This is a genomic window from Streptomyces sp. NPDC048606 (assembly GCF_040650855.1).
Taxonomy (GTDB): Bacteria; Actinomycetota; Actinomycetes; order Streptomycetales; family Streptomycetaceae; genus Streptomyces.
This window is the reverse complement of the sequence record NZ_JBEZIB010000001.1, coordinates 55,532-77,423: the sequence shown is the minus strand read 5'-3', so window position 1 is coordinate 77,423 and position 21,892 is coordinate 55,532. Positions and strand designations below refer to the sequence as shown.

The window sequence follows — 21,892 nt, the reverse complement described above, 5'->3', positions numbered from 1 at the left end:
GGCACGGTGTGTGTCTTGTATCTACGGATCTCGCCCTGACGACTACCGGTGACGGCCGCGCTGCACTGCGGCCGTCCGGTCAGTCGGCGGCGGAGGCGGGCACGGGGACGACCGAAGGGGTCCCTCCGTGCTCGCACTCGTGGGAATGAGGCCGCGGCTCGCGCAATTCGGCGATGGCGGTCTCGAAGTCTTCAAGGGTGTCGAACGCTTTGTAAACGGATGCGAACCGCAGGTACGCGACGAGGTCGAGCTCCTGCAACGGGCCGAGTATGGCCAGACCCACGTCATGGGTGGTCAGCTCGGCGCTCCCGGTGGCGCGCACCGCCTCCTCGACCCGCTGGCCGAGCTTGGCGAGGGCGTCCTCGGTGACCGGTCGCCCCTGGCACGCCTTGCGGACGCCGGAGATGACCTTGGTGCGACTGAAGGGTTCGGTCACGCCGCTGCGCTTGATGACCATCAGCGAGGCCGTCTCCACCGTCGTGAAGCGACGGGAGCAGTCGGGGCACTGACGGCGCCGGCGGATCGACGTGCCGTCGTCCGTGGTCCGGCTGTCGACGACGCGACTGTCGGGGTGCCTGCAGAAGGGGCAGTGCACGGTTCCCTCACCCTTCGTTTGGCACGACCGAATCACCCCACGGAGCCCCTGAACGGCTGAGGAGAATCTCCGCCGGGGGCTCGTGGAGCAGCCACCAGCATATGCGATGTCGGAGACCTCGGCAGACCCGACGACCACAACTTCTGGGTGGCAGCGCTCATCCAACCACTAGATCTTGGGTTGGACGGGATTTTCGCCACTCCGCGTGTCGCGGCGCCCGACGGGCGGTCACGGGCCTCGGGAGTGCCACACTGGGCGTCCCGGGCCGGGCGGCGATCCAACCCGGAAGGGTACCGTAAACAGCACGGGCGAAGCCGAACCGCCGTTCGGGCGACCACCTGTCCATACACCCACCGCTCTAACCCAGGTGGGCGATCCGCGATTTTTCACTCGAACGTGTGTTTGGCGCAACCTTTCGAAAGCTACTACCGTTGTCCAGCCAGGGAGAACATTTCGAGAGGGGCCGCCGACGTGACCACCACCGCAGACAGTGCCACCATCACTGCCCAGAACCGCTCCCAGAGCCGACTCGAGCCGGTGCATGCCATGAATGACGCAGGTCAGAATCCGGAGGCGGACTCCGTACGCCCCGCGCGCTCGCTGCCAGGTCGACCTCCAGGCATCCGCGCCGACAGCTCCGGGCTCACGGACCGGCAGCGGCGGGTCATCGAGGTCATCCGGGACTCCGTGCAGCGGCGGGGTTACCCGCCGTCCATGCGGGAGATCGGCCAGGCCGTCGGCCTCTCCAGCACCTCGTCCGTCGCGCACCAGCTCATGGCCCTGGAGCGCAAGGGCTTCCTGCGCCGCGACCCGCACCGCCCCCGGGCCTACGAGGTGCGCGGCTCCGACCAGCCCAGCTCGCAGCCGACCGACACCACCGGCAAGCCGGCGGCCTCCTACGTCCCGCTCGTGGGCCGGATCGCGGCCGGCGGCCCGATCCTCGCCGAGGAGTCCGTGGAGGACGTCTTCCCGCTCCCCCGGCAGCTGGTCGGTGACGGCGAGCTGTTCGTCCTGAAGGTCGTCGGCGACTCGATGATCGAAGCGGCCATCTGCGACGGCGACTGGGTCACCGTCCGGCGCCAGCCCGTCGCGGAGAACGGCGACATCGTCGCCGCGATGCTGGACGGCGAGGCCACGGTCAAGCGCTTCAAGCGCGAGGACGGGCATGTATGGCTGCTCCCGCACAACGCCGCCTACCAGCCGATCCCCGGCGACGACGCCACCATCCTCGGCAAGGTCGTCGCGGTCCTGCGCCGGGTCTGACCCGTCGCCCCTCAGCCAGCTCCGGGACCCACTGCGCCGGTCCCGGAGCTGTTCCATGTCCGGGACCGGGTACGGACGGCGGGGCCCACCGCGGCGGGCCCGTCGCGGCTCCCCGCTACTTGCCGTCCGCCTTGGCCGAGGCGTCGATCGCGGCCAGGGAGCGGCGCACCTGGTTGCGGTCCGTGGTGTACCAGAAGTCGGGCAGGGTGGCCTTCAGGAAGCTCCCGTAGCGGGCCGTGGCCAGCCTGGGGTCCAGTACGGCCACGACGCCCCGGTCGCCGGAGGCGCGGACGAGCCGGCCCGCGCCCTGGGCCATGAGCAGGGCCGCGTGGGTGGCGGCGACCGCCATGAACCCGTTGCCGCCGTGTTCCTCCACCGACTTCTGCCGCGCGCTCATGAGCGGGTCGTCGGGGCGCGGGAACGGGATCCGGTCCATGATCACGAGCTGGCAGCTGGGGCCCGGGACGTCCACGCCCTGCCAGAGGGAGAGCGTCCCGAACAGGCAGGTCCGCGGATCCCCGGCGAAGGTCTTGATCAGCTCGCCCAGGGTTTCCTCGCCCTGGAGCAGGATCGGGTTGTCGAGCCGGCCCCGGAGCTCCTCGGCCGCCGCCTTGGCGCCGCGCATGGAGGAGAAGAGGCCGAGGGTGCGACCGCCGGCGGCTTCGATCAGCTCCGCGAGCTCGTCCATCATGTCGCCGCGGGTTCCCTCGCGGCCGGGGGTGGCCAGGTGCTTGGCGACGTAGAGGATCCCCTGCCGGGGGTAGTCGAAGGGGGAGCCGACGTCGAGGCCGCGCCACACGGGAACGCCCTCTCCTTCGACGCCCTCGGCGGACAGGCCGAGGGAGGCGGCGACGCCGTTGAAGTCGCCGCCGAGCTTGAGGGTGGCCGAGGTGAGGACCACGGACCGGTCCTCGAACAGCTTCTCGCGCAGCAGCCCGGACACGGAGAGCGGGGCGACCCTCAGCGTGGCCCCGAACCGGTCGTGGCGCTCGTACCAGACGACGTCGTACTCGGAGCCGTTCGTGATGCGCTCCGCCACGGCGTGGACGTTCTCCACGGCCGCCAGCGCCTGCTTGCGCACGGCGTCCTCGTCGTGGACGGACTTGTCGCGGGTGGCCCCGATCGCGGAGATCACGTTGCGGGCGGCGTCCCGCAGGGCCATCAGCGCGTACCCGAGGTCTTCGGGGATCTCTTCGAGGCGGCCGGGCAGCGCCAGCTCCATGACCCGCTCGAAGGTCTCGGAGGCGGTCTGGAGGGAGTCCGCCGTCTTCTCGTCGACCAGTTTCGCGGCCCGCTTCACGGCCCGGTTGACCTGGCCGGGGGTCAGCTCGCCGGTGGCGACGCCGGTCACGCGCGAGACCAGTTCGTGGGCCTCGTCGACGATCAGCACCTCGTGCTGGGGCAGGACGGGGGCGCCCTCGATGGCGTCGATGGCGAGCAGCGCGTGGTTGGTGACGACGACGTCGGCGAGCTTGGCCCGCTCGCGGGCGGCCTCCGCGAAGCACTCGGCCCCGTACGCGCACTTGGTGGCGCCGAGGCACTCCCGGGAGGACACCGAGATCTGGCCCCAGGCCCGGTCCGAGACGCCGGGCGTGAGGTCGTCGCGGTCGCCGGTCTCCGTCTCGTCCGCCCAGTCGCGCAGCCGCAGGAGGTCCTGGCCGAGCTTGCTGGAGGGGGCGGCCGCCTCGAACTGGTCGAAGAGCCCCTCCTCCTCGTCCTGCGGGGCGCCTTCGTGGAGGCGGTGCAGGCAGAGGTAGTTCGACCTCCCCTTGAGCATCGCGAACTGGGGGCGGCGGCGCAGCTGCGGGTGCAGCGCCTCGACCGTGCGCGGCAGGTCGCGCTCGACCAGCTGGCGCTGGAGGGCGAGCGTCGCGGTGGCCACGACGACGCGCTCACCGTGGGCGAGGGCGGGCACCAGGTAGCCGAGGGACTTGCCGGTGCCGGTGCCGGCCTGGATCAGCCGGTGGGAGTTCTCGTCGATGGCTTCGGCGACGGCTTCGGCCATGGCCACCTGGCCGGGCCGCTCCGTACCGCCGACGGCGGATACGGCGGCGTGCAGCAGGTCGGGGAGGGAGGGCTTCGTCATAGCAGGACCAACCCTACGGGGCGCCGGTGACAGTGGCGGACCGTCCGGGCGAAGCGACCACGATCGGGAACTTTCCTGCGCGACGCAGAGTTTTCCCCGTGTGAAGCGCTCACGTCCACCGCGTGGGCGGGAGCGGGGCGGCGATCAGAGGAGGTTGCGCAGCGCCCGGTCCCGAATCATCAGGGCGGCGCGCTTCTCGGGGAGGTCGAGTTCCGCGGCGTAGCGGAATCCGGCGGTCAGGAAGGCTGATACGGAGGGGGTGTTGCGGATGTCCGGTTCGGCGATGACACGGGCGCAGCGGGGCCGGTTGTCGAGGACGAGGTCGGCGACGGCGCGCAGGAGCGTGCCGCCGAGACCCCGGCCGCGGTTCGCGCCGTCTCCGATGAGCAGGTGGATACCGGTGTCGTCGGGGCGTGCCGGGTAGTGCAGGGCGATCGGGTCGTGGGCGGCCCGGTAGATCTCCCAGTAGCTCATCGGGGTGCCGTCGAGGAGACCCAGGCAGGGGATGCTCCGTCCGTCGCCGTCCAGTTGGGTCCGCAGGTGGGCGGCGGTGACGGCGGCGGGCCCGCCGAGGTCCCAGTAGGCGGCCACCTCGGGGTCGTTCATCCAGCGGACGAGGAGGTCCAGGTCACGGTCGGGCCGTACGGGCTGCAGCCGGAAGGCTCCGGCCGGGGTGGCGACGGTGCCCCAGCCGACCGGCGAGTCGAGGAGGTCCGCCTCGGCGAGCAGGGGCAGCAGGTCGGGGGTGAGGCGGGGCCCGGTGGTCCCGTGGCGGGTGGCACCGGGGACGAAGTCGGTGGTGGTGTCGGTGGGGGGCATCGGGCTCTTCTCCGGATCCTTGGCAGCGCGTCAATCGTGAAGGGGGTTGGCGATGGTGACGTAGACGGACTGGGTGGCGACCGGGCCGACCAGCTCGTCGAGTCCGCCCAGGCGGGTGAGCAGGTTCGCTTTGCAGCGCAGGGTGGGTGAGTCGAGGAGTCGGGCGGGGACGGGGCCGAGGGCCGCGGCCTTGCCGAGGAAACGGCGGAAGGCGGCGAGGAGGACTCGTTCGTCGGCGAGGCTCTGGGATCCGAAGGCCCCGATCAGGCCGAGCACGTTGTTGATGCCGAGGTAGTAGGTGAAGCGTTCGTCGGTGACGGCGTCGGGGACGAAGGTGTCGCTGGCGGCCCCGATGCCGGGGAGGCGCTGTTCCAGTTCCTCGCGCCGGGAGTCGCGGAAGTAGTAGCCCTGGTTGTCGCGGAAGCGACCTCCGACGGGCCAGCCCGCCGGGTCGAGGAGCACCAGGGTGTTCTGTTGGTGCGCTTCGAGGGCGATGCCGGCGAGCGCGTCGAAGGCGAGGACCGGCAGGACGACGTGGTCGAGGTAGCGCAGGAACCACTCGGCGGCCACGGCGGAGGTGGGCCGGCCGGTGGTGCGGGACAGCCGGGCGACGGTGTCGGCGAGGAGGGAACGCATCGTGGTCCGGCCGGGCCACGGCCGGAGGGAGGTGAGTGCGGCGAGGCAGACGGCGTGGTCGTTCGAGCGGAAGGGGTTGTGACGCAGCAGGGTGTCGAGGCCGGGCACGGGGGTGCCGTCGGGGGCGTCGACGGCGACCCAGGCGGGGTCGCGCACGATGTCGAAGCCGGGGTGGAGGGCCTGCCACTGTTCCGCGAGGCCTGTGCGGAGCAGGCGGTGGACCTCGACGCCGCGGTGGAGTTCCTTGCGGAGGTTCTCGCGGCGGCTGTTGGTGATGCGCAGGCCCAGGGAGAGCTTGAGCATGGCCGGCGCGTCGGGGTGGTGGACGGTGCGGAGGGAGGAGGTGGGGTACCAGGGCGAGCCGTGGGGTCCCAGGTCGGTGAGGACTCCGGCGTCGCGGAGGGCGGCGACGGCGGGGCGTCGAAGGAGGTCGCGTGCCTGCCAGGGGTGCAGGGGAAGGGGGGTGGCTCCGGCGGGCAGCGGGAGTCCGGGAGCGAGCCGGGCAAGGAGTTGCGCGGCGGAGACGGGGCGGCCTCGTTCGGTCCAGGCGGAGTCGGTGGCGAGGGCGGTGGGGGCGACCGCGACCCAGTGCAGGGGGAAGGAGCCGTGGAGTTCGGGTGAGTAGTGGCGTACGTCGGCTTCGGAGAGTCCTTCGCGGCTCTTGGGATCGGGCTGGAGGGGGTGGCCGAGGAGGAGGGACTGTTCGGCGCTGAGGAAGCGGTCGCCGGCGACGGGGGCGGGTGCGGTGGGGCGGGTGCGCCGGTCCGCGATGAACTCGGTGGTGCGGCGGACGGAGTCGGCGACGCGGCCGACGAGGTCGGCTCCGCCCCGGCCGGTGCCTTCGCGGGCGATGAGGGACGCGAGGGTGACGGCGTCGACGGCCGGCGCGTGGGTGGGGGCGCCTTCGAGTCGGGCGGGGGCGAAGCGGTGCCAGCCCGTCGGGGACCAGTGGCGGACCGGGACCAGCAGGGTGGCCCCGGATGCGGGGAGGGGGATGCGGAGCAGCGTTCCGACGGGCCCGTCGGGGCGGCCGATGCCGCTTTCGCGGACCCAGCACCGCAGCAGGTTCTCCACCGTGGCGGCCTCGGCGGCCACGGCGGGGTCGATGTGGTCCAGCAGGTCGGGCAGTGCGGCCGGTTCGGGGCCTACCGGGCCCACCCCGCCCACGCGGGGCCTGGGGGTGCCGTCCTTCTGCCGGGGGACGCTGCCCGGCGGGACGGTCTCGGCCGGGCGGGGTGCGGGCGCGGGGTGGGACCGGCCGTCGCCCGGTTCCGCAGCGGGCTCGGGCAGCTCCCGGGACAGTCCGGTGCGGGGCCTGTGCCCCGGGGCGGGCGGCGGGGACAGCGGCGCCGGCCCGGTCTGCGGGGAGCGCGGGGCCTCCCCCGGTGCGGGCGGGAGCGGCGCGGGGAGTGCCTCCGGGACGGCGGGATGGGGGGCCGCCGCGGCCGGGCCCGGCCCGGCGGGTCGCTCCGGCACGGGCGGCGGGCTCGGGGCGACGGTGCGCGGGGTGCCGGGGCCCGGCGTGGCGGTTCCCGCGTCGGCCGGGTGTGGGGTGGCCGGGCTCAGGGTGGTCGGGCTCAGGGTGCCGGGGCGCGGGGGGACCGGGGCGGTGGCGTGCCCGGGCACGGAGGAGGGCGCCGCCGGTCGGGCCTCCCCGGAGGGGGAGGCCGCCGGGCCCGGCTCGGGGTGGGGGTGGGGGGCGGAGGGGGTGGTTCTGTCGGGGGTGGTGGGGGTGGGGCGGGGGGCGGAGGGGTCGGGCATCGGGGAGGTCCTTCGCTCAGTGGGGCCGGCGGACTGCGGCGGGGACGGCGTCGGCGAGGCGGTCCAGAACGGCGGCAGCCTGTTCGTCGGTGATGGTCAGCGGCGGCAACAGGCGCAGGACGGCGGCGTGCCGGCCCCCGAGTTCCACGATCAGCCCGCGGTCCAGGCATTCCCGGCGAACGGCGGCGGCGAGGCCGGGTGCGGCGGCTCCGGTGTCGGGGTCGATCAGTTCGAGGCCGATCATCAGGCCGCGGCCGCGGACCTCGCCGACGCACGGCTGGTCGGCGGCCAGGCCGCGCAGGGCCGTCAGCATCCTCGCGCCGAGGGTCGCCGCCCGTTCGGCGAGGCCGTTGCGGCGGACGTAGGCCAGGGTGGCGGTGCCGGCGGCCATGGCGAGCTGGTTGCCGCGGAAGGTGCCGGCGTGGGCGCCGGGGGCCCACAGGTCCAGCTCGGCGCGGTAGACGATCACGGCGAGCGGCAGGCTGCCGCCGATGGCCTTGGACAGGACCATGACGTCGGGCACCACCCCGGCGTGGTCGACGCCCCAGAAGGCGCCGGTCCGGCCGACGCCCGTCTGTACCTCGTCGGCGATCAGGGGGATGCCCCGCCGGGTGGTGATCTCGCGCATCCGGCGCAGCCAGGCGTCCGGGGCGGGGATGACGCCGCCTTCGCCCTGGACGGGTTCGAGGATCATGCCGGCCGGAGGCGCCACCCCTCCCTTGGGGTCGTCCAGCAGGTTCTCGGTCCAGGCCGCGGCCAGCCGGGCGCCCTCCTCGCCGCCGACCCCGAAGGGGCAGTGGCGGTCCTGCGGGTACGGGAGCCGTGTCACCCGTACGTCGGTGGCCCCGCCGGAGGCGGCCAGGGCGCCGCTCGTCATGCCGTGGTAGGCGCCGGTGAAGGCGAGCAGCCCGTCGCGTCCGGTGGCGGCGCGGACCAGGGTGAGGGCGGCTTCGACGGCGTCGGTTCCGGCGGGGCCGCAGAACTGGACGCGGGCGTCGGCGGCGAGGGCGGGGGGCAGGTTGGCGAACAGTTCGGTGGTGAAGGCGTCCTTGACCGGGGTCGCCAGGTCCAGGACGTGCAGCGGGGCGCCCGAGTCGAGGACCTTGCGGACGGCTTCGAGGACGACGGGGTGGTTGTGGCCGAGGGCCAGGGTGCCGGCTCCGGAGAGGCAGTCGAGGTAGCGCCGGCCGTCGGCGCCCTCGATGGTCAACCCCCGGGCGCGTACGGGGACGATGGGCAGCGAGCGGGCGTACGTCCGTGCCGCGGACTCCCGTTGGGCCTGGCGGCGCAGGATGCTTTCCGCTGAGGCGGGTTCGCGTCCGCGGCCCCCCTGCGGCGGCACGTGCGCCGGCGCGGCGTCCGCCCCGGGAACGGGCGCGGCGGGGCGTGAGGGGGCAGAAGAGGAGGCGGCCGGGGGTGAGGGGGTAGGGGCGGCCTCCGGGCTCGGGCCCTGTTCCCGCCCGGATTCCGGCCCGGTTTCCCGCTCCGGGCCGGATGCGGCGCCGGGTCCCGCTTCCGGTTCGGGGTCCCGCTTCCGCTCCGCCGGCGGTGGGATGTGCGCCGCGGCTGCGGACGGCTCGGTCAAGGCCACGACTGTCGGTCCTCCCGCACGTCTTCATCTTCCGGATTGCGCCTCGAACATGAACGCTCCTGCGCCGTCCCCCGTACGTACCAACGACGGGGGCGGCGGTGGATCACGGGTCGGCCGAAGATCCTTGCCCGCGGCGGGATCCGCGGGTGGGTCCGCGGGGGCGTTCCCGGCCGGCCCGCCGGGGGCTCGGCCGGTCGTGGCGGGGAACCGCGGACCCGGGGGTGGCCGTCCTATCCGGCGGCGGCATAGTGGGGTGCTGCACACCGCCACGGGCGACACCGTCTCGAAACCGCCTCAACACCTCGAAGCACCAGGGGGACTTACGACATGCGACCGAACCGACCGGTCACCGCGATCCTGTGCGCGTCCGCGCTCGCGCTGACCGCCGCGGCCTGCGGACCCGGCGACGGCGAGGCCGGCAAGGGCGGCGATTCCAAGCCGACCGTGGCCGCGCCCCTGCCGTCCGGCGCCGCTGACGGCGTCCAGATCCCGCAGGAGCTCAAGGACAAGCTCAAGCAGCACGGCTTCGACCTGGAGAAGTGGAAGGGGGGTGCGTGGAAGAACTGGAAGAAGGAGGACTGGCTCCGCGAGGCGGGCGACTACGTCAACCCGATCATCGAGGGCCTGTGGGACCCGGACCGCATGCGTGACGCCGAGCAGCCGCAGCGTCCGGCGGTGGACCCGGACGCGGGCAAGGACCAGGGCGTCACGGACCCGACTCCCGCTCCGGTCGCGGCCAAGCCCGCCGTCGCCCCGTACCACTCCAGCGTTCCGGCGTCCGGGAAGGTCTTCTTCGACGGCCCCGAGGGCTCGATGGTGTGCTCGGCGACCGTGGTGAAGGACCCGGCGCGTCCGGGGAAGTCGAACATGGTGTGGACCGCGGGGCACTGTGTGCACGCGGGCAAGGCCGGCGGTTGGTACCGCAACATCGCCTTCGTCCCCTCGTACAACAACGCGGGCAAGCAGGCCGCGGACCTGAAGGGTGCCCCGCGCGAGCAGGTGGCCCCGTACGGTGTGTGGTGGAGCGACTGGGCGCAGACGTCGGACCAGTGGATCGCGACGGGTGGTCCGACGGGTGGCGCGGGTGCCCCGTACGACTTCGCGGTGTTGCACGTGACGCCGGAGAAGGGCAGCACGAAGTCGCTGGAGGAGACGGTCGGTACGGCGCTGCCGGTGGAGTTCAACGCACCGGCGGTGGCGAAGATCTCCGGGATCACGGCGACGGGTTACCCGGCGGCGGCCCCGTTCGACGGTCAGAGGGCGTTCCAGTGCGCGGACAAGCCGGGCCGGTTGGCGCTGAGCCAGGCCGATCCGGTGATGTACCGCATCGGGTGCACGATGACGGGTGGTTCGTCGGGTGGCGGTTGGGTCGCGGCGGGTGCCGACGGCAAGCCGGCGCTGGTGTCGAACACGTCGATCGGCCCGGCGAAGGCGGGTTGGTTGGCCGGTCCCCGGCTGGGTCCGGAGGCCAAGGGCATCTACGACGCGGTGAGCGCCAAGTTCAAGCGGTAGCAGTAGCGGTAGCAGCAGTACCGGTGGTCGTGGCGCCGGGGCCCGGTCCCCGGCGTCGCGGCGGTGCGGATGCGTGACGAAGGCCCCCCGCGGTCGCGGGGGGCCTTCGTCGTGTCGGTCGCGGCGCCGGGCCGTGTGGCCGGCCTCGGCTCCGTCAGTGCTTGGCGGGCACGTACGGCGCCAGGTCGGCGGCCAGTTCCGCGTGGACGCGCGCCTTGAGCAGGGTGCCCTCCGGGGTGTGCTCCTCGGAGATCACCTCGCCCTCGGCGTGGGCCCGGGCGATGAGCGCGCCGTGGGTGTAGGGCACGAGGGCCTCCACTTCGACGGCGGGTCGCGGGAGCTCGCTGTCGATGAGCGCCAGCAGTTCCTCGATGCCCTGGCCGGTGCGTGCCGAGACGGCGATGGAGTGCCGTTCGATGCGCAGCAGGCGCTGGAGGACGAGGGGGTCGGCGGCGTCGGCCTTGTTGATCACGACGATCTCGGGCACGTTGACCGCGCCGACTTCGCGGATGACCTCGCGTACGGCGGCCAGCTGCTCCTCCGGTGCCGGGTGCGAGCCGTCGACGATGTGGAGGATGAGGTCGGAGTCGCCGACTTCCTCCATCGTGGAGCGGAACGCCTCGACGAGGTGGTGGGGCAGGTGTCGGACGAATCCGACGGTGTCGGCCAGGGTGTAGACGCGGCCGGAGGGGGTTTCGGCGCGGCGGACGGTGGGGTCGAGGGTGGCGAAGAGCGCGTTCTCGACCAGGACGCCCGCGCCGGTGAGGCGGTTGAGCAGGGAGGACTTGCCGGCGTTGGTGTAGCCGGCGATGGCGACCGAGGGCACCTTGTTGCGACGTCGTTCCTGCCGCTTGATGTCGCGGCCGGTCTTCATCTCGGCGATCTCGCGGCGCATCTTCGCCATCTTCTCGCGGATGCGGCGCCGGTCGGTCTCGATCTTGGTTTCACCGGGGCCTCGGGTGGCCATGCCGCCACCGCCGCCGCCGCCCATCTGCCGGGACAGCGACTGGCCCCATCCGCGCAGGCGCGGCAGCATGTACTGCATCTGCGCGAGGGCGACCTGGGCCTTGCCCTCTCGGGACTTCGCGTGCTGGGCGAAGATGTCGAGGATGAGCGCGGTGCGGTCGACGACCTTGACCTTGACCACGTCTTCGAGCGCGATGAGCTGGCCGGGGCTGAGCTCGCCGTCGCAGACGACGGTGTCGGCGCCGCTCTCGAGGACGATGTCGCGCAGTTCGCGGGCCTTGCCGGAGCCGATGAAGGTGGCCGGGTCGGGCTTGTCGCGTCGCTGCATGACTCCGTCGAGCACGAGGGCGCCGGCCGTCTCGGCGAGGGCGGCGAGCTCCGCGAGGGAGTTCTCCGCGTCCTGGACGGTGCCGGAGGTCCAGACACCGACGAGGACCACGCGCTCCAGGCGGAGCTGGCGGTACTCGACTTCGGTGACGTCCTCGAGTTCGGTGGAGAGGCCGGCGACGCGGCGCAGGGCCGCGCGCTCGGAGCGGTCGAGCTGGTCGCCGTCCCGCTCGCCGTCGATCTCGTGGCTCCAGGCGACGTCCTCTTCCATCAGGGCATCGGCCCGAAGGCTCTCGGTGAAGCTCTGCTGGTCGCGCACGTTCTGCGCGTCCTGCGGGTCCTGGGAAGGGGAAGAAGAGGAGGTCATTGGATCCTTAACGTCGATTCGATGGGGTCGCGCCGGCCAGGGCCAAAGGTACCGCCGGGCGTGACATAACGCTGACACGTCCAACGCGTCGCCCGGTCCGGAGATTCCCCGGACCGCCCCGGCGGCCTCGTCGATGGTGTCATGCCCGTTCCTCGCCCGTCATACCGTTTTCCTACGACTTCCCGGCGGCCGGGGCCGGGACGGGGGCCGGGGCCGGGGTCGCGGCGCGGGTCTTGGCGGGGGCGCTCCATTCGGGGTGTCCGGGCATCTCGGGGGTGGTGGCGCCGTACAGCCAGGGGTCGAGGAAGGCCTTGAGGTCGCGTCCGGCCTCCTGGGAGGCGAGGCGTACGAAGTCGTCGGTGCCGGCGACGCCGTCCTTGTGCTCGGCGACCCAGCGTCGCTGGACGCGTTCGAAGGCCGGGGTGCCGATCTCCTGGCGGAGGGCGTAGAGGATCAGGGCGGAGCCGTCGTAGACGACGGGGCGGAAGAGTCCGATCTTCTCGCCGGGGGCGGCGGGCTTCGGGGCGGCCGGGGGGCCGCCGGCGGCGCGCCACTGGTCGGAGCGCTGGTAGGCCTCGCGCATGCGGCGTTCGAGGGGGTACTTGCCGACGCCGTCGGCGTAGAGGGCTTCGTACCAGGTGGCGTGTCCCTCGTTGAGCCACAGGTCGGACCAGGTGCGGGGGCTGACGCTGTCGCCGAACCACTGGTGGGCGAGTTCGTGGACCATGACGGATTCGACGTACCAGTCGGGGTAGCCCTCCTCGGTGAACAGTGCGTGTTCGAAGAGGGACAGGGTCTGCGTCTCCAGCTCGAAGCCGGTCCTGGCGCGGGCGATGAGCACGCCGTAGTTCTCGAAGGGGTAGCGGCCGATCCGGTCCTCCATCCACGTGACGTGGCCGGCGGTCTTCTTCAGCCAGGGTTCCAGCTTCTCGCGGTCGACCTCGGGGACGACGTCGCGCAGGGGCAGGCCGTGGGGGCCGGTGCGGTGGAGGACGGCGGAGCGTCCCACGGAGACCTGGGCGAGTTCGGTGGCCATGGGGTGGAGGGTGCGGTAGGTCCACTCGGTGGCGCCGCCGGCGCGGGCGGCGGGCAGGGCGCCGGGGACGCCGTTGGCGACGGCGGTGAGTCCGGCGGGGGTGGTGATGCGGAAGGTGAACCAGGCCTTGTCGGCGGGGTGGTCGTTGCAGGGGAAGACGCGGTGGGCGGCGTCGGCCTGGTTGGCCATGGCGAGGCCGTCCTCGGTGACGACCCAGCCGCCGTCGCTCGCCCGGCCGCGGGGGTCGCTGGTGTGCCGGACGGTGATGCGCAGCGGTGTGCTCGCGGCGACGGGGTGGGCGGGGGTCAGTACGAGGTCCTCCCCGACGCTCTCAAAGCGGGCGTTCTCCCCGTTGATCTCGGCGGAGGCGACGGTGCCGTGGGTGAAGTCGAGGTTGACGCGCTCCAGCGGCGCGGTGCTGCGGGCCTCGATGACGGTGACGGCGTCGAGGGGGCTGCGGTTGTCCTTGTACGTGAGGGAGAGGTCGTACGAGAGGACGTCGTAGCCGGGGTTGCCGAGCTCGGGGAACAGCGGGTCGCCGATGCCCAGGGGCTTCGGTGGGGGCAGCACGGCGGCGACGAGGGTCAGGGAGGCCGCGGCGAGCAGGGCTGCGCGCAGGCGCGGGGAGGTGAGCTGCATCCACCACCGCTTATCAGCGTCGGGGTCGGGCTGGTGCGCGGCGCGCGACGGGGCCACCCGAACGGGGAGCTCCGGCCCTGCGCCGTGCCTCCGCACGCCCCCGGCTCACGCCCCGCGCCCCCTGGCCTCCCCCCGCGCCCCGCGTGCTCGCTCCCCCGCGCCCCGGCCCCGCGCCCCGACCCTGGGGGGCGGCAGTGCTAGGCCCTGCTGACGTCGTACACGCCGGGTACGTCCCGCATGGCCCGCATCAGCGCGGGCAGTCCGGCGGCGTCGGGCAGTTGCAGGGTGTAGCTGTGTCGGACGCGCTGTTCGACGGGTGGTTCGACGGTGGCGGAGACCACTTCGACCCCCTCGCGGGCGATCGCCTCGGTCAGGTCGGCCAGCAGGTGCGGGCGGCCGAACGATTCGGCGAGCAGGGTGACGCGGCAGTCCGCGGTGGCCCGCCAGTGCACGGCGACCGAGGTGCGGCCCAGGGAGCGCATCTGTGCCACGGCGGGGCAGTGGACGCGGTGGACGGTGACGGCGCCGCCGCGTACGACGAACCCTGCGACCGCGTCGGGCGGTACGGGGGTGCAGCAGCCGGCGAGGCGTACGTGGGCGTCGGGGAGGTCGGCCACGGCGTTGCCGCCGTCGCCGCGGGCTCCGACGACGGACAGGGGTGCCCGGGGGGCCGCCGTGGCGGGTCCGGCGCCGCCGGGGTGGTTCTGGAGCCAGGTGGCGATGGCGATCCGTGCGGCGGGGGTGCGGGCGTGGTCCAGCCAGTCGGGGGCGGGCCCGGAGGACGCGTCCTGGGCGAGGAGGAGCTGGACGGTGTCCCCGTCGGAGAGCGGGGAGGACAGGGAGGTGAGGCGCCCGTTGACCCGGGCGCCGATACAGCCGTGGGCCGCCGCGCCGTGCATCGCGTAGGCGGCGTCGATACAGCTGGCGCCGCCGGGGAGGCTGATCGTGCCGAGGGCGCTGCCGCCTTCCGCGCGGAACACGGTGATCTCGCGGTCCTGGGCGAGTTCGGCACGCAGGACCGTCCAGAAGGTGTCGGGGTCGGGTGCGGACTGTTGCCAGTCGAGGAGGCGGGAGAGCCAGCCGGGGCGGGTGGGGTCGACGCGTTCCTCGTCGCTGTCGGGGGTCTCGGCGGTGGCGTAGGGGTTGCCGAGGGCGACGACGCCGGCTTCGGCGACGCGGTGCATCTGCCGGGTGCGGACGATGACTTCGGCGACGTAGCCCTCGGGGACGGCGACGGCGGTGTGCAGGGACTGGTAGAGGTTGAACTTGGGGGCGGCGATGAAGTCCTTGAACTCCGAGACGACCGGGGTGAAGCAGGTGTGGAGTTCGCCGAGGACGGCGTAGCAGTCGGCGTTCTCGCCGACGAGGACGAGGATGCGGCCGAAGTCGGAGCCGCGCAGTTCGCCTCGGGTGCGGGAGATGCGGTGGACGGAGACGAAGTGGCGGGGTCGTACCTGGACCTCGGCGGCGATGCCGGCCTCGCGCAGGACGGTGCGCACGGAGTCGGCGATGGCGGGCAGCGGGTCGCTCTCTCCGGCGTGGGAGGCGATGAGGGCCCGGGTGTGTTCGTACTCCTCGGGGTGGAGGATCGCGAAGACGAGGTCTTCGAGTTCGGTCTTGAGGGCCTGGACGCCGAGGCGTTCGGCGAGGGGAATGAGGACGTCGCGGGTGACCTTGGCGATGCGGGCCTGTTTCTCGGGGCGCATCACGCCGAGGGTGCGCATGTTGTGCAGTCGGTCGGCGAGTTTGATGGACATGACGCGGACGTCGTTGCCGGTGGCGACGAGCATCTTGCGGAAGGTCTCGGGTTCGGCGGCGGCGCCGTAGTCGATCTTCTCGACCTTGGTGACCCCGTCGACGATGAAGGCGACCTCGTCGCCGAATTCGGCGCGGACCTGATCGAGGGTCACGTCGGTGTCCTCGACCGTGTCGTGCAGCAGGGACGCCGTCAAGGTGGTTGTCTCGGCGCCGAGTTCGGCGAGGATCAGGGTGACCGCGAGTGGATGTGTGATGTACGGCTCACCACTTTTTCGCATCTGACCGCGGTGCGAGGTCTCGGCGAGGAGGTAGGCGCGGCGCAGAAGGGACAGATCGGCGTCCGGATGGTGGGCCCGATGCGCTTCTGCTACGTGTCCGATGGCGTCGGGGAGACGGTCCCGGGACGTCGGCCCGAGCAGGGCCGCCCGCCCGAGCCTGCGCAGATCGAGCCGACTCCGGCCACGTCTGCGCAGCTCAGCGCGCACTTCAGCGTGTGCTTCGGGGTTCGTGGCCTCTGCACTCATGGGCACCTCCGGCGGCTTCGACCGGCGGTGGTGGGCATGGGGTGAGCCCTCAGGGCCGGTGCCTGATGTTACCGACCCCACCACGTGGCGCAGTCCACCTCTCGCTCAGCGTGAAACGGATCACCCATGAGAGGGAACCTTCAGGCGAAAGCCGTTTCGGTGAGCCAGTCGGCGTCGAACTCCCCGGTGGCCACGATCACGGCCGGTCCGGTCATGTCGATGCGGCCGTCGGGGTGCTCGGTGATGGTGAGGGTGCCGCCGGGCAGGTCGACGGTGTAGGTGGCCGGTTCGCCGGTGACGGCGGGGTCGACGCCGTCGCGGCGGATGGTGGCCACGGCGACGGCGCACGCGCCGGTGCCGCAGGAGCGGGTCTCTCCGGAGCCGCGTTCGTGGACGCGCATGGCGACGTGGCGGGGGCCCCGGTCGACGACGAACTCGACGTTGACCCCGGTGGGGTAGGCGGAGGCCGGGCTGAAGGGCGGCGGGTCGTACAGGTTGCCGGCCTGGTCGAGGCTGTCGACGAAGGCGACGGCGTGGGGGTTGCCCATGTTCACGTTGCGGGCGGGCCAGGTGTGCTCGCCGACGGAGACGGTGACGTCGCCCTCGGGGAGTTCGGCGCGGCCCATGGAGACGGTGACGTCGCCGGTCTTGTCGAGGTGGACGTGCTTGACTCCGCCGCGGGTGGCGACGGCGAGGTCGCCGGGCTCGACGTGGCCGGCGTACTGGAGGTAGCGGGCGAAGACGCGTACGCCGTTGCCGCACATCTCGGCGATGGAGCCGTCGCTGTTGCGGTAGTCCATGAACCATTCGGCCTCGGCGGCCATGGCGGCGGCGTCGGGGTGGGCGGCGGAGCGCACCACGTGCAGCACACCGTCGGCCCCGATGCCCGCACGCCGGTCGCACAGCGTGGCGACGGCGGTCGCGGGCAGGTCGATGGCGTTGTCGGGGTCGGGGACGATCACGAAGTCGTTCTCGGTCCCGTGGCCCTTGAGGAAGGAGAGGGTGGTGTGCGTCACGGGCCCATCCTACCGAGCGGCCGGCGGCGACGACCGGGCGGCACCGCCCGGACCTGCGGGATCGGCCGCACCAGGGAAGTACGCGGGGCGCCCGGGGCACGTGGGGCACCGGGGCGGTATGCGGCCCACAGGCGGTACGCCGGGCCGCGCGCGGTCAGCGCAGCCGGGCCACGCGGTAGACGGCGAGCGCGACGACGGCCAGCGCGACGAGCGCGTACAGCGCGAGCATCCGCCAGTCGGCGCGGCGGCCGCTGCCGCGCGGCGGGAGCCCCGGCCAGGTGTAGCCGACGCGGCGGGCGGCCATCATGCCCCAACCGCCCGCGCAGCAGCTGATGAGGAAGCCCAGCATGGCGACCACGGCTCCGCCGTCGCCGAACTCGAAGGCGAGGGGGAAGCCGAACATCAGGGATCCCGCGACGCCGAGCAGGACGATGGGGGCGATCTGCCAGATGCGCAGGCGGCGCTGGGGGCGCAGTTCGACCTCGACGGCGGGGCCGGAGGCGTCCTCGGCGCCGGATTCGGGCGCGTCGGGGCCGTCGGGGGTCAGCCGGGCGGGGTCGGCGGGCAGGCCGAGGGTGTCGGGGACGTCGGCCGCCCCGGCGGTCGTGGACCGGGAGGACGGGACGTCGGCCGCCCCGGCGGCACCCGTGGCCCTGCGCGCGGGCGCGTCGGCGTCGGGGGACGCGCCTCGCTCCGCGGGCCCGCGGTGGAGCATCGGGTCCGCTCCCTGTCTGGTGTCGTCCCGCCCGGTGTCTCGACGAGGGCCGGCCTCCATCGCCACGCGCCCTCCCCACTCGGACTTCGTACGCCGCTGTTCAGAAGTTTGATGATGGCACGGCCGCGGGCCCGCGACGGGCGCGCGGGGCGTCCCGATGCCATCACGTGATCAGGCTGTAACCGCTCGTTCGACCAACGAGCGGGCGAGTCCGGGGAGTTCCCCTCGGTCGGCGACGGCTCCGCTGAGCCAGTGGACGCGGGGGTCGCGGCGGAACCACGAGTCCTGACGGCGTGCGAAGCGCTTCGTGGCGCGGACGGTTTCGGCCTTGGCCTCCTCCTGCGTGCACTCCCCCGCGAGGGCCGCCAGTACCTGCTGGTAGCCCAGGGCGCGGGAGGCGGTGACGCCGTCGCGCAGGCCCGCGGCCTCCAGGGCGCGGACCTCGTCGACGAGCCCGGCTTCCCACATGCGGTCCACGCGCAGCGCGATGCGCTCGTCGAGTTCGGGGCGGGCCACGTCGACGCCGATCTGGACGGTGTCGTAGACGGACTCGTGGCCGGGGAGGTTGGCGGTGAAGGGCTGCCCGGTGATCTCGATGACCTCCAGGGCGCGCACGATGCGGCGGCCGTTGCTCGGCAGGATCGCGGCGGCGGCGGCCGGGTCGGCGGCGGCGAGGCGGGCGTGCAGGGCTCCGGGGCCGCGCAGCGTGACCTCCGCCTCCAGGCGGGCGCGGACCTCGGGGTCGGTGCCGGGGAACTCCATGGCGTCGAGGGCGCCGCGGACGTAGAGGCCCGATCCGCCGACGAGGACCGGGGTGCGGCCCTCGGCGAGCAGCTTGTCGATCTCGGCGCGGGCCAGGCGCTGGTACTCGGCGACGCTGGCGGTCTCGGTGACGTCCCAGATGTCGAGGAGGTGATGGGGGACGCCGCCGCGTTCCTCGGTCGTCAGTTTCGCGGTGCCGATGTCCATCCCCCGGTACAGCTGCATGGAGTCGGCGTTGACGACCTCGCCGTCGAAGTGGCGGGCCAGGGCGACGCCCAGGTCGGACTTTCCGGCCGCGGTGGGACCGACGACGGCGATGACCCGCGGGGCGGGGGGTGCATTCCTCACGGACACAGTCTCGCAAACCGAACGGCAGGTACTCGATCGGGTTACGTGACGGGGTACGGCGGGGGTCGTTGCCCTGAAGAGGTTCCGGCCCGGCGTACGCCTGGCGTGCACCTGGTTCCGGCCGTTCGGGCCGCAGCGGAACTTCACCCCCGCGAGTAACGTTAGGTGAGTAGACATGGGCGTTTTTGACTGGTTTCTTCGCCGTAAGGACGAGGTGGCGACCGAGGCGGTCGAGGCCGAGGCCGGCGCGGCGCGGGCCGAGGTCACGGAGGACGTCCCGGCCGAGGAGGCCGGGGAGACTTCCGCGGCTGTGACGGAGGTTCCCGCGGCGGAGGCCGTGGAGATCCCGAAGCAGCAGTCGGCCGAGGTCGCCGCGGAGAGCGGGGCCGGCGAGGGCGCCCGTACGTAGCTACTGCCACTGGAGGATGCCCCATGGGCCTGCTGGACAATCTGAAGGCCAAGCTCGCTCCTGCCAAGGAGAAGGTCGAGGGCCTCGCGCAGCAGCACGAGGGCAAGATCGGCGAGGGCCTGGACAAGGTCGCGAAGGCCGTGGACTCCAAGACCCATGGCAAGTACAGCGACCGGATCACGACCGGGACGGACAAGGCGAAGGACGCCCTGGGCAAGATCGCGCACAAGGACACCCCCGGCGGGCCGACGCCGCCGGCCGCCTCCTAGGCGCGTACGGGAGCACCGCTCACGGGAAACACGACGGCGAAGGGGCGCGGGACCGAGGGTCCGGCGCCCCTTCGGCGCGTCCGGCGCCCGTGGGCCCGGGCGGCCGGACCCGGGCCGGCCGCGGGACGGCCCCGGGACGGCCCCGGGGCGGCCCGGAGCTGACCCGGGCCGCCCCGGGTCAGGACCAGGTGGCGACGAAGTACCCGACGCCGTACGGGGCGTCCTCGTAGAGGAGTCGGCCCGCGAGGCCCGCGCCCTCGGCGGCGCCGGCGAGGACCTGCCAGGGGGCGCGCCCGGCGGCCTGGAGTTCGGCGGCGAGCGTCGGGTCGAGGGCGGCGAGGGCCGCGGTGTCGGCGGCGCCGAGGGCGCGGCCGACGCCCGCGTCGAACGCGGCGGCGCGTTCGTCGAGGTAGCCGGGGGCCTTGAGGGTGCGGCAGGCGCTGCCGTCGCCCATGACGAGCAGGGCGACGCGCGCGTCGCGGTCGGCGAGTTCACGGCCGGCGGCGAGGCACGCGGCGGTGTCCCGGGGCCGTGCGATCCCGAGGCCTTCGACGGGCGCGGCGCCCCAGCGGGCCCGGTCCAGCAGCCAGGCGCCCACGGCGAGCGCGGGGGGCAGCAGCCGGGGCCCTTCCTCGCCTTCGCCGAGGCGCACCTCGGGAGCTTGGCCGGGGCCGAGCCCGAAGGCGCGGAATCCACCCCGGGAGCCCTGCGGGTAGGGCCCGGCGTGGTCGTCCTCGGTGGCCCCCACGACGACCAGGAGGTCGGGTCGGGAGGCGGCGAGCACGGCGAGCGCGTCGGAGCAGGCGGTACGGGCGTCGTCCAGTTCGGCGGCGGCGCCCGCGGCGACCTCCGGCACGAGGAGCGGCGGGGTGGGGCAGACGGCGGCGGCTACGAGCATGATCCGCAGCCTAGTCGCCCCGCCGGTCGACGGTCAGTCGATCGCGCAGCCCGAGGTGGCGACGGGCAGCGGGGCCGGCACGCCGAGGGTCGGGATGCCGAGCAGGACGCCCTTGGGCTGCGCCGGGGCGGCGTTGCGCTTCTCCCAGGCGTCGCCGGCGCGGGTGCGGCGCACGGAGAGGGTCGGGCCCTCGGCGAGGAGGTGGTGCGGGGCGGCGTAGGTGATGTCGACGGTGACGACGTCACCGGGGCGGACGTCCTCGTCGGGCTTGGTGAAGTGCACCAGCCGGTTGTCGGGGGCGCGGCCGGAGAGGCGGGCGGTGGCGCCGTCCTTGCGGCCCTCGCCCTCGGCGACCATGACCTCCAGGGTGCGGCCGACCTGCTTCTTGTTCTCCTCCCAGGAGATCTCCTCCTGGAGGGCGACCAGGCGCATGTAGCGGTCCTGGACGACTTCCTTGGGGATCTGCCCGTCCATGTCGGCGGCGGGGGTGCCGGGGCGCTTGGAGTACTGGAAGGTGAAGGCGTTCGCGAAGCGGGCCTCGCGCACGGCGTGCATCGTCTGCTGGAAGTCCTCCTCGGTCTCGCCGGGGAAGCCCACGATGATGTCGGTGGAGATCGCGGCGTGCGGGATCGCGGCGCGGACCTTCTCGATGATGCCGAGGAAGCGCTCCTGGCGGTACGAGCGGCGCATCGCCTTCAGGATCGGGTCGGATCCGGACTGGAGCGGCATGTGCAGCTGCGGCATCACGTTCGGGGTCTCGGCCATGGCGGCGATGACGTCGTCGGTGAAGTCGCGCGGGTGCGGGGAGGTGAAGCGGACGCGCTCCAGGCCCTCGATCCGTCCGCAGGCGCGCAGCAGCTTGCTGAAGGCCTCGCGGTCGCCCAGGTCGGAGCCGTAGGCGTTGACGTTCTGGCCGAGCAGGGTGATCTCGGAGACGCCCTCGGCGACCAGGGCCTCGACCTCGGCGAGGATGTCGCCGGGCCGGCGGTCCTCCTCCTTGCCGCGCAGGGCGGGGACGATGCAGAAGGTGCAGGTGTTGTTGCAGCCGACGGAGATCGAGACCCAGGCGGCGTACGCGGACTCGCGGCGGGTCGGGAGCGTGGAGGGGAAGGCCTCCAGGGACTCGGCGATCTCGATCTGGGCCTCCTCCTGGACGCGGGCGCGCTCCAGCAGGACGGGCAGCTTGCCGATGTTGTGCGTGCCGAAGACCACGTCGACCCAGGGGGCCCGCTTGACGATGGTGTCGCGGTCCTTCTGGGCGAGGCAGCCGCCGACGGCGATCTGCATGCCGGGGCGCTTGGTCTTCATGGGGGCGAGGCGGCCGAGGTTGCCGTAGAGCTTGTTGTCGGCGTTCTCGCGGACGGCGCAGGTGTTGAAGACGACGACGTCGGCGTCACCGTCGGCGCCCTCGGGGGCGCGGACGTAGCCGGCGTCCTCCAGCAGACCGGAGAGTCGCTCGGAGTCGTGCACGTTCATCTGGCACCCGTAGGTGCGCACCTCGTAAGTTCCCTTGGGGTCCACTGCCGGGCTCCGGTCGCTGCTGCTGGTCATGCAACAAGGGTAGGCGGTAGCCGGGAGACCTCCGGCCGCGCGTA

Annotated in this window: 17 protein-coding genes; 4 read left to right on the top strand and 13 right to left on the bottom strand. The window is 73.2% G+C overall.

Going from position 1 to position 21,892, the window contains the following annotated elements:
- Nucleotides 1-79: 79 nt before the first annotated feature.
- Nucleotides 80-595, bottom strand: coding sequence for a transcriptional regulator NrdR (gene nrdR / locus AB0D01_RS00315; protein ID WP_363052522.1), 516 nt, complete (start codon nucleotides 593-595; stop codon nucleotides 80-82).
- Between the two features lie 471 nt (nucleotides 596-1,066).
- Here nrdR and lexA point away from each other — a divergent pair, with 471 nt between their 5' ends.
- Nucleotides 1,067-1,858 (top strand): transcriptional repressor LexA, encoded by a 792-nt coding sequence (gene lexA, locus AB0D01_RS00310; protein WP_363052520.1) that lies wholly within the window; start codon nucleotides 1,067-1,069, stop codon nucleotides 1,856-1,858.
- 115 nt (nucleotides 1,859-1,973) lie between these two features.
- On the opposite strand, the gene AB0D01_RS00305 is transcribed toward lexA, so the two are convergent.
- The 4 genes from AB0D01_RS00305 to AB0D01_RS00290 all read right to left on the bottom strand — a co-directional run bounded on the left by AB0D01_RS00305 (nucleotide 1,974) and on the right by AB0D01_RS00290 (nucleotide 8,502).
- The gene (locus AB0D01_RS00305; RefSeq protein ID WP_363052518.1) at nucleotides 1,974-3,944 is read right to left on the bottom strand and encodes an ATP-dependent DNA helicase; all 1,971 of its coding nucleotides are present in this window, start codon (nucleotides 3,942-3,944) and stop codon (nucleotides 1,974-1,976) included.
- Between the two features lie 144 nt (nucleotides 3,945-4,088).
- Nucleotides 4,089-4,763: a GNAT family N-acetyltransferase gene (locus tag AB0D01_RS00300; RefSeq protein ID WP_363052516.1), complete on the bottom strand. Its 675-nt coding sequence runs from the start codon at nucleotides 4,761-4,763 to the stop codon at nucleotides 4,089-4,091.
- A gap of 30 nt (nucleotides 4,764-4,793) precedes the next feature.
- A complete protein-coding gene (locus AB0D01_RS00295; protein ID WP_363052514.1) occupies nucleotides 4,794-7,160 on the bottom strand; it encodes an IucA/IucC family protein in 2,367 nt (788 codons plus the stop codon).
- A gap of 16 nt (nucleotides 7,161-7,176) precedes the next feature.
- Nucleotides 7,177-8,502 carry a diaminobutyrate--2-oxoglutarate transaminase family protein gene (locus AB0D01_RS00290; RefSeq protein WP_363052512.1) on the bottom strand — a complete coding sequence of 442 codons (1,326 nt, stop codon included), beginning with the start codon at nucleotides 8,500-8,502 and terminating at the stop codon, nucleotides 7,177-7,179.
- A 576-nt stretch (nucleotides 8,503-9,078) separates the two neighbouring features.
- Here AB0D01_RS00290 and AB0D01_RS00285 point away from each other — a divergent pair.
- Entirely contained in the window at nucleotides 9,079-10,263 is a 1,185-nt protein-coding gene (locus AB0D01_RS00285; RefSeq protein ID WP_363052510.1) for a hypothetical protein, read from the top strand.
- A gap of 154 nt (nucleotides 10,264-10,417) precedes the next feature.
- On the opposite strand, the gene hflX is transcribed toward AB0D01_RS00285, so the two are convergent.
- From hflX to miaA, 6 genes are all read right to left on the bottom strand, one after another.
- Nucleotides 10,418-11,923: a GTPase HflX gene (gene hflX, locus AB0D01_RS00280; RefSeq protein ID WP_363052508.1), complete on the bottom strand. Its 1,506-nt coding sequence runs from the start codon at nucleotides 11,921-11,923 to the stop codon at nucleotides 10,418-10,420.
- A 172-nt stretch (nucleotides 11,924-12,095) separates the two neighbouring features.
- Nucleotides 12,096-13,598, bottom strand: a complete 1,503-nt coding sequence (locus tag AB0D01_RS00275; RefSeq protein WP_363052506.1) for a M1 family metallopeptidase — start codon at nucleotides 13,596-13,598, stop codon at nucleotides 12,096-12,098.
- A 197-nt stretch (nucleotides 13,599-13,795) separates the two neighbouring features.
- Nucleotides 13,796-15,880 carry an HD domain-containing protein gene (locus AB0D01_RS00270; RefSeq protein ID WP_363052504.1) on the bottom strand — a complete coding sequence of 695 codons (2,085 nt, stop codon included), beginning with the start codon at nucleotides 15,878-15,880 and terminating at the stop codon, nucleotides 13,796-13,798.
- Nucleotides 15,881-16,020: 140 nt separating this feature from the next.
- The gene (gene dapF / locus AB0D01_RS00265; protein WP_363052502.1) at nucleotides 16,021-16,896 is read right to left on the bottom strand and encodes a diaminopimelate epimerase; all 876 of its coding nucleotides are present in this window, start codon (nucleotides 16,894-16,896) and stop codon (nucleotides 16,021-16,023) included.
- A gap of 154 nt (nucleotides 16,897-17,050) precedes the next feature.
- A complete protein-coding gene (locus AB0D01_RS00260) occupies nucleotides 17,051-17,611 on the bottom strand; it encodes a hypothetical protein (protein WP_363052500.1) in 561 nt (186 codons plus the stop codon).
- Between the two features lie 171 nt (nucleotides 17,612-17,782).
- Nucleotides 17,783-18,721 (bottom strand): tRNA (adenosine(37)-N6)-dimethylallyltransferase MiaA, encoded by a 939-nt coding sequence (gene miaA / locus AB0D01_RS00255; protein WP_363052499.1) that lies wholly within the window; start codon nucleotides 18,719-18,721, stop codon nucleotides 17,783-17,785.
- A 175-nt stretch (nucleotides 18,722-18,896) separates the two neighbouring features.
- Between miaA and AB0D01_RS00250 the strand changes: the two genes are divergently transcribed.
- Together AB0D01_RS00250 and AB0D01_RS00245 are read left to right on the top strand one after the other, a co-directional pair.
- Nucleotides 18,897-19,130 carry a hypothetical protein gene (locus AB0D01_RS00250; protein WP_363052497.1) on the top strand — a complete coding sequence of 78 codons (234 nt, stop codon included), beginning with the start codon at nucleotides 18,897-18,899 and terminating at the stop codon, nucleotides 19,128-19,130.
- 23 nt (nucleotides 19,131-19,153) lie between these two features.
- Nucleotides 19,154-19,399: an antitoxin gene (locus AB0D01_RS00245; protein ID WP_363052496.1), complete on the top strand. Its 246-nt coding sequence runs from the start codon at nucleotides 19,154-19,156 to the stop codon at nucleotides 19,397-19,399.
- 178 nt (nucleotides 19,400-19,577) lie between these two features.
- On the opposite strand, the gene AB0D01_RS00240 is transcribed toward AB0D01_RS00245, so the two are convergent.
- The gene (locus tag AB0D01_RS00240; protein ID WP_363052494.1) at nucleotides 19,578-20,297 is read right to left on the bottom strand and encodes a class III extradiol dioxygenase subunit B-like domain-containing protein; all 720 of its coding nucleotides are present in this window, start codon (nucleotides 20,295-20,297) and stop codon (nucleotides 19,578-19,580) included.
- Between the two features lie 33 nt (nucleotides 20,298-20,330).
- Nucleotides 20,331-21,848: a tRNA (N6-isopentenyl adenosine(37)-C2)-methylthiotransferase MiaB gene (gene miaB / locus AB0D01_RS00235; protein WP_363052492.1), complete on the bottom strand. Its 1,518-nt coding sequence runs from the start codon at nucleotides 21,846-21,848 to the stop codon at nucleotides 20,331-20,333.
- Nucleotides 21,849-21,892 lie beyond the last annotated feature (44 nt).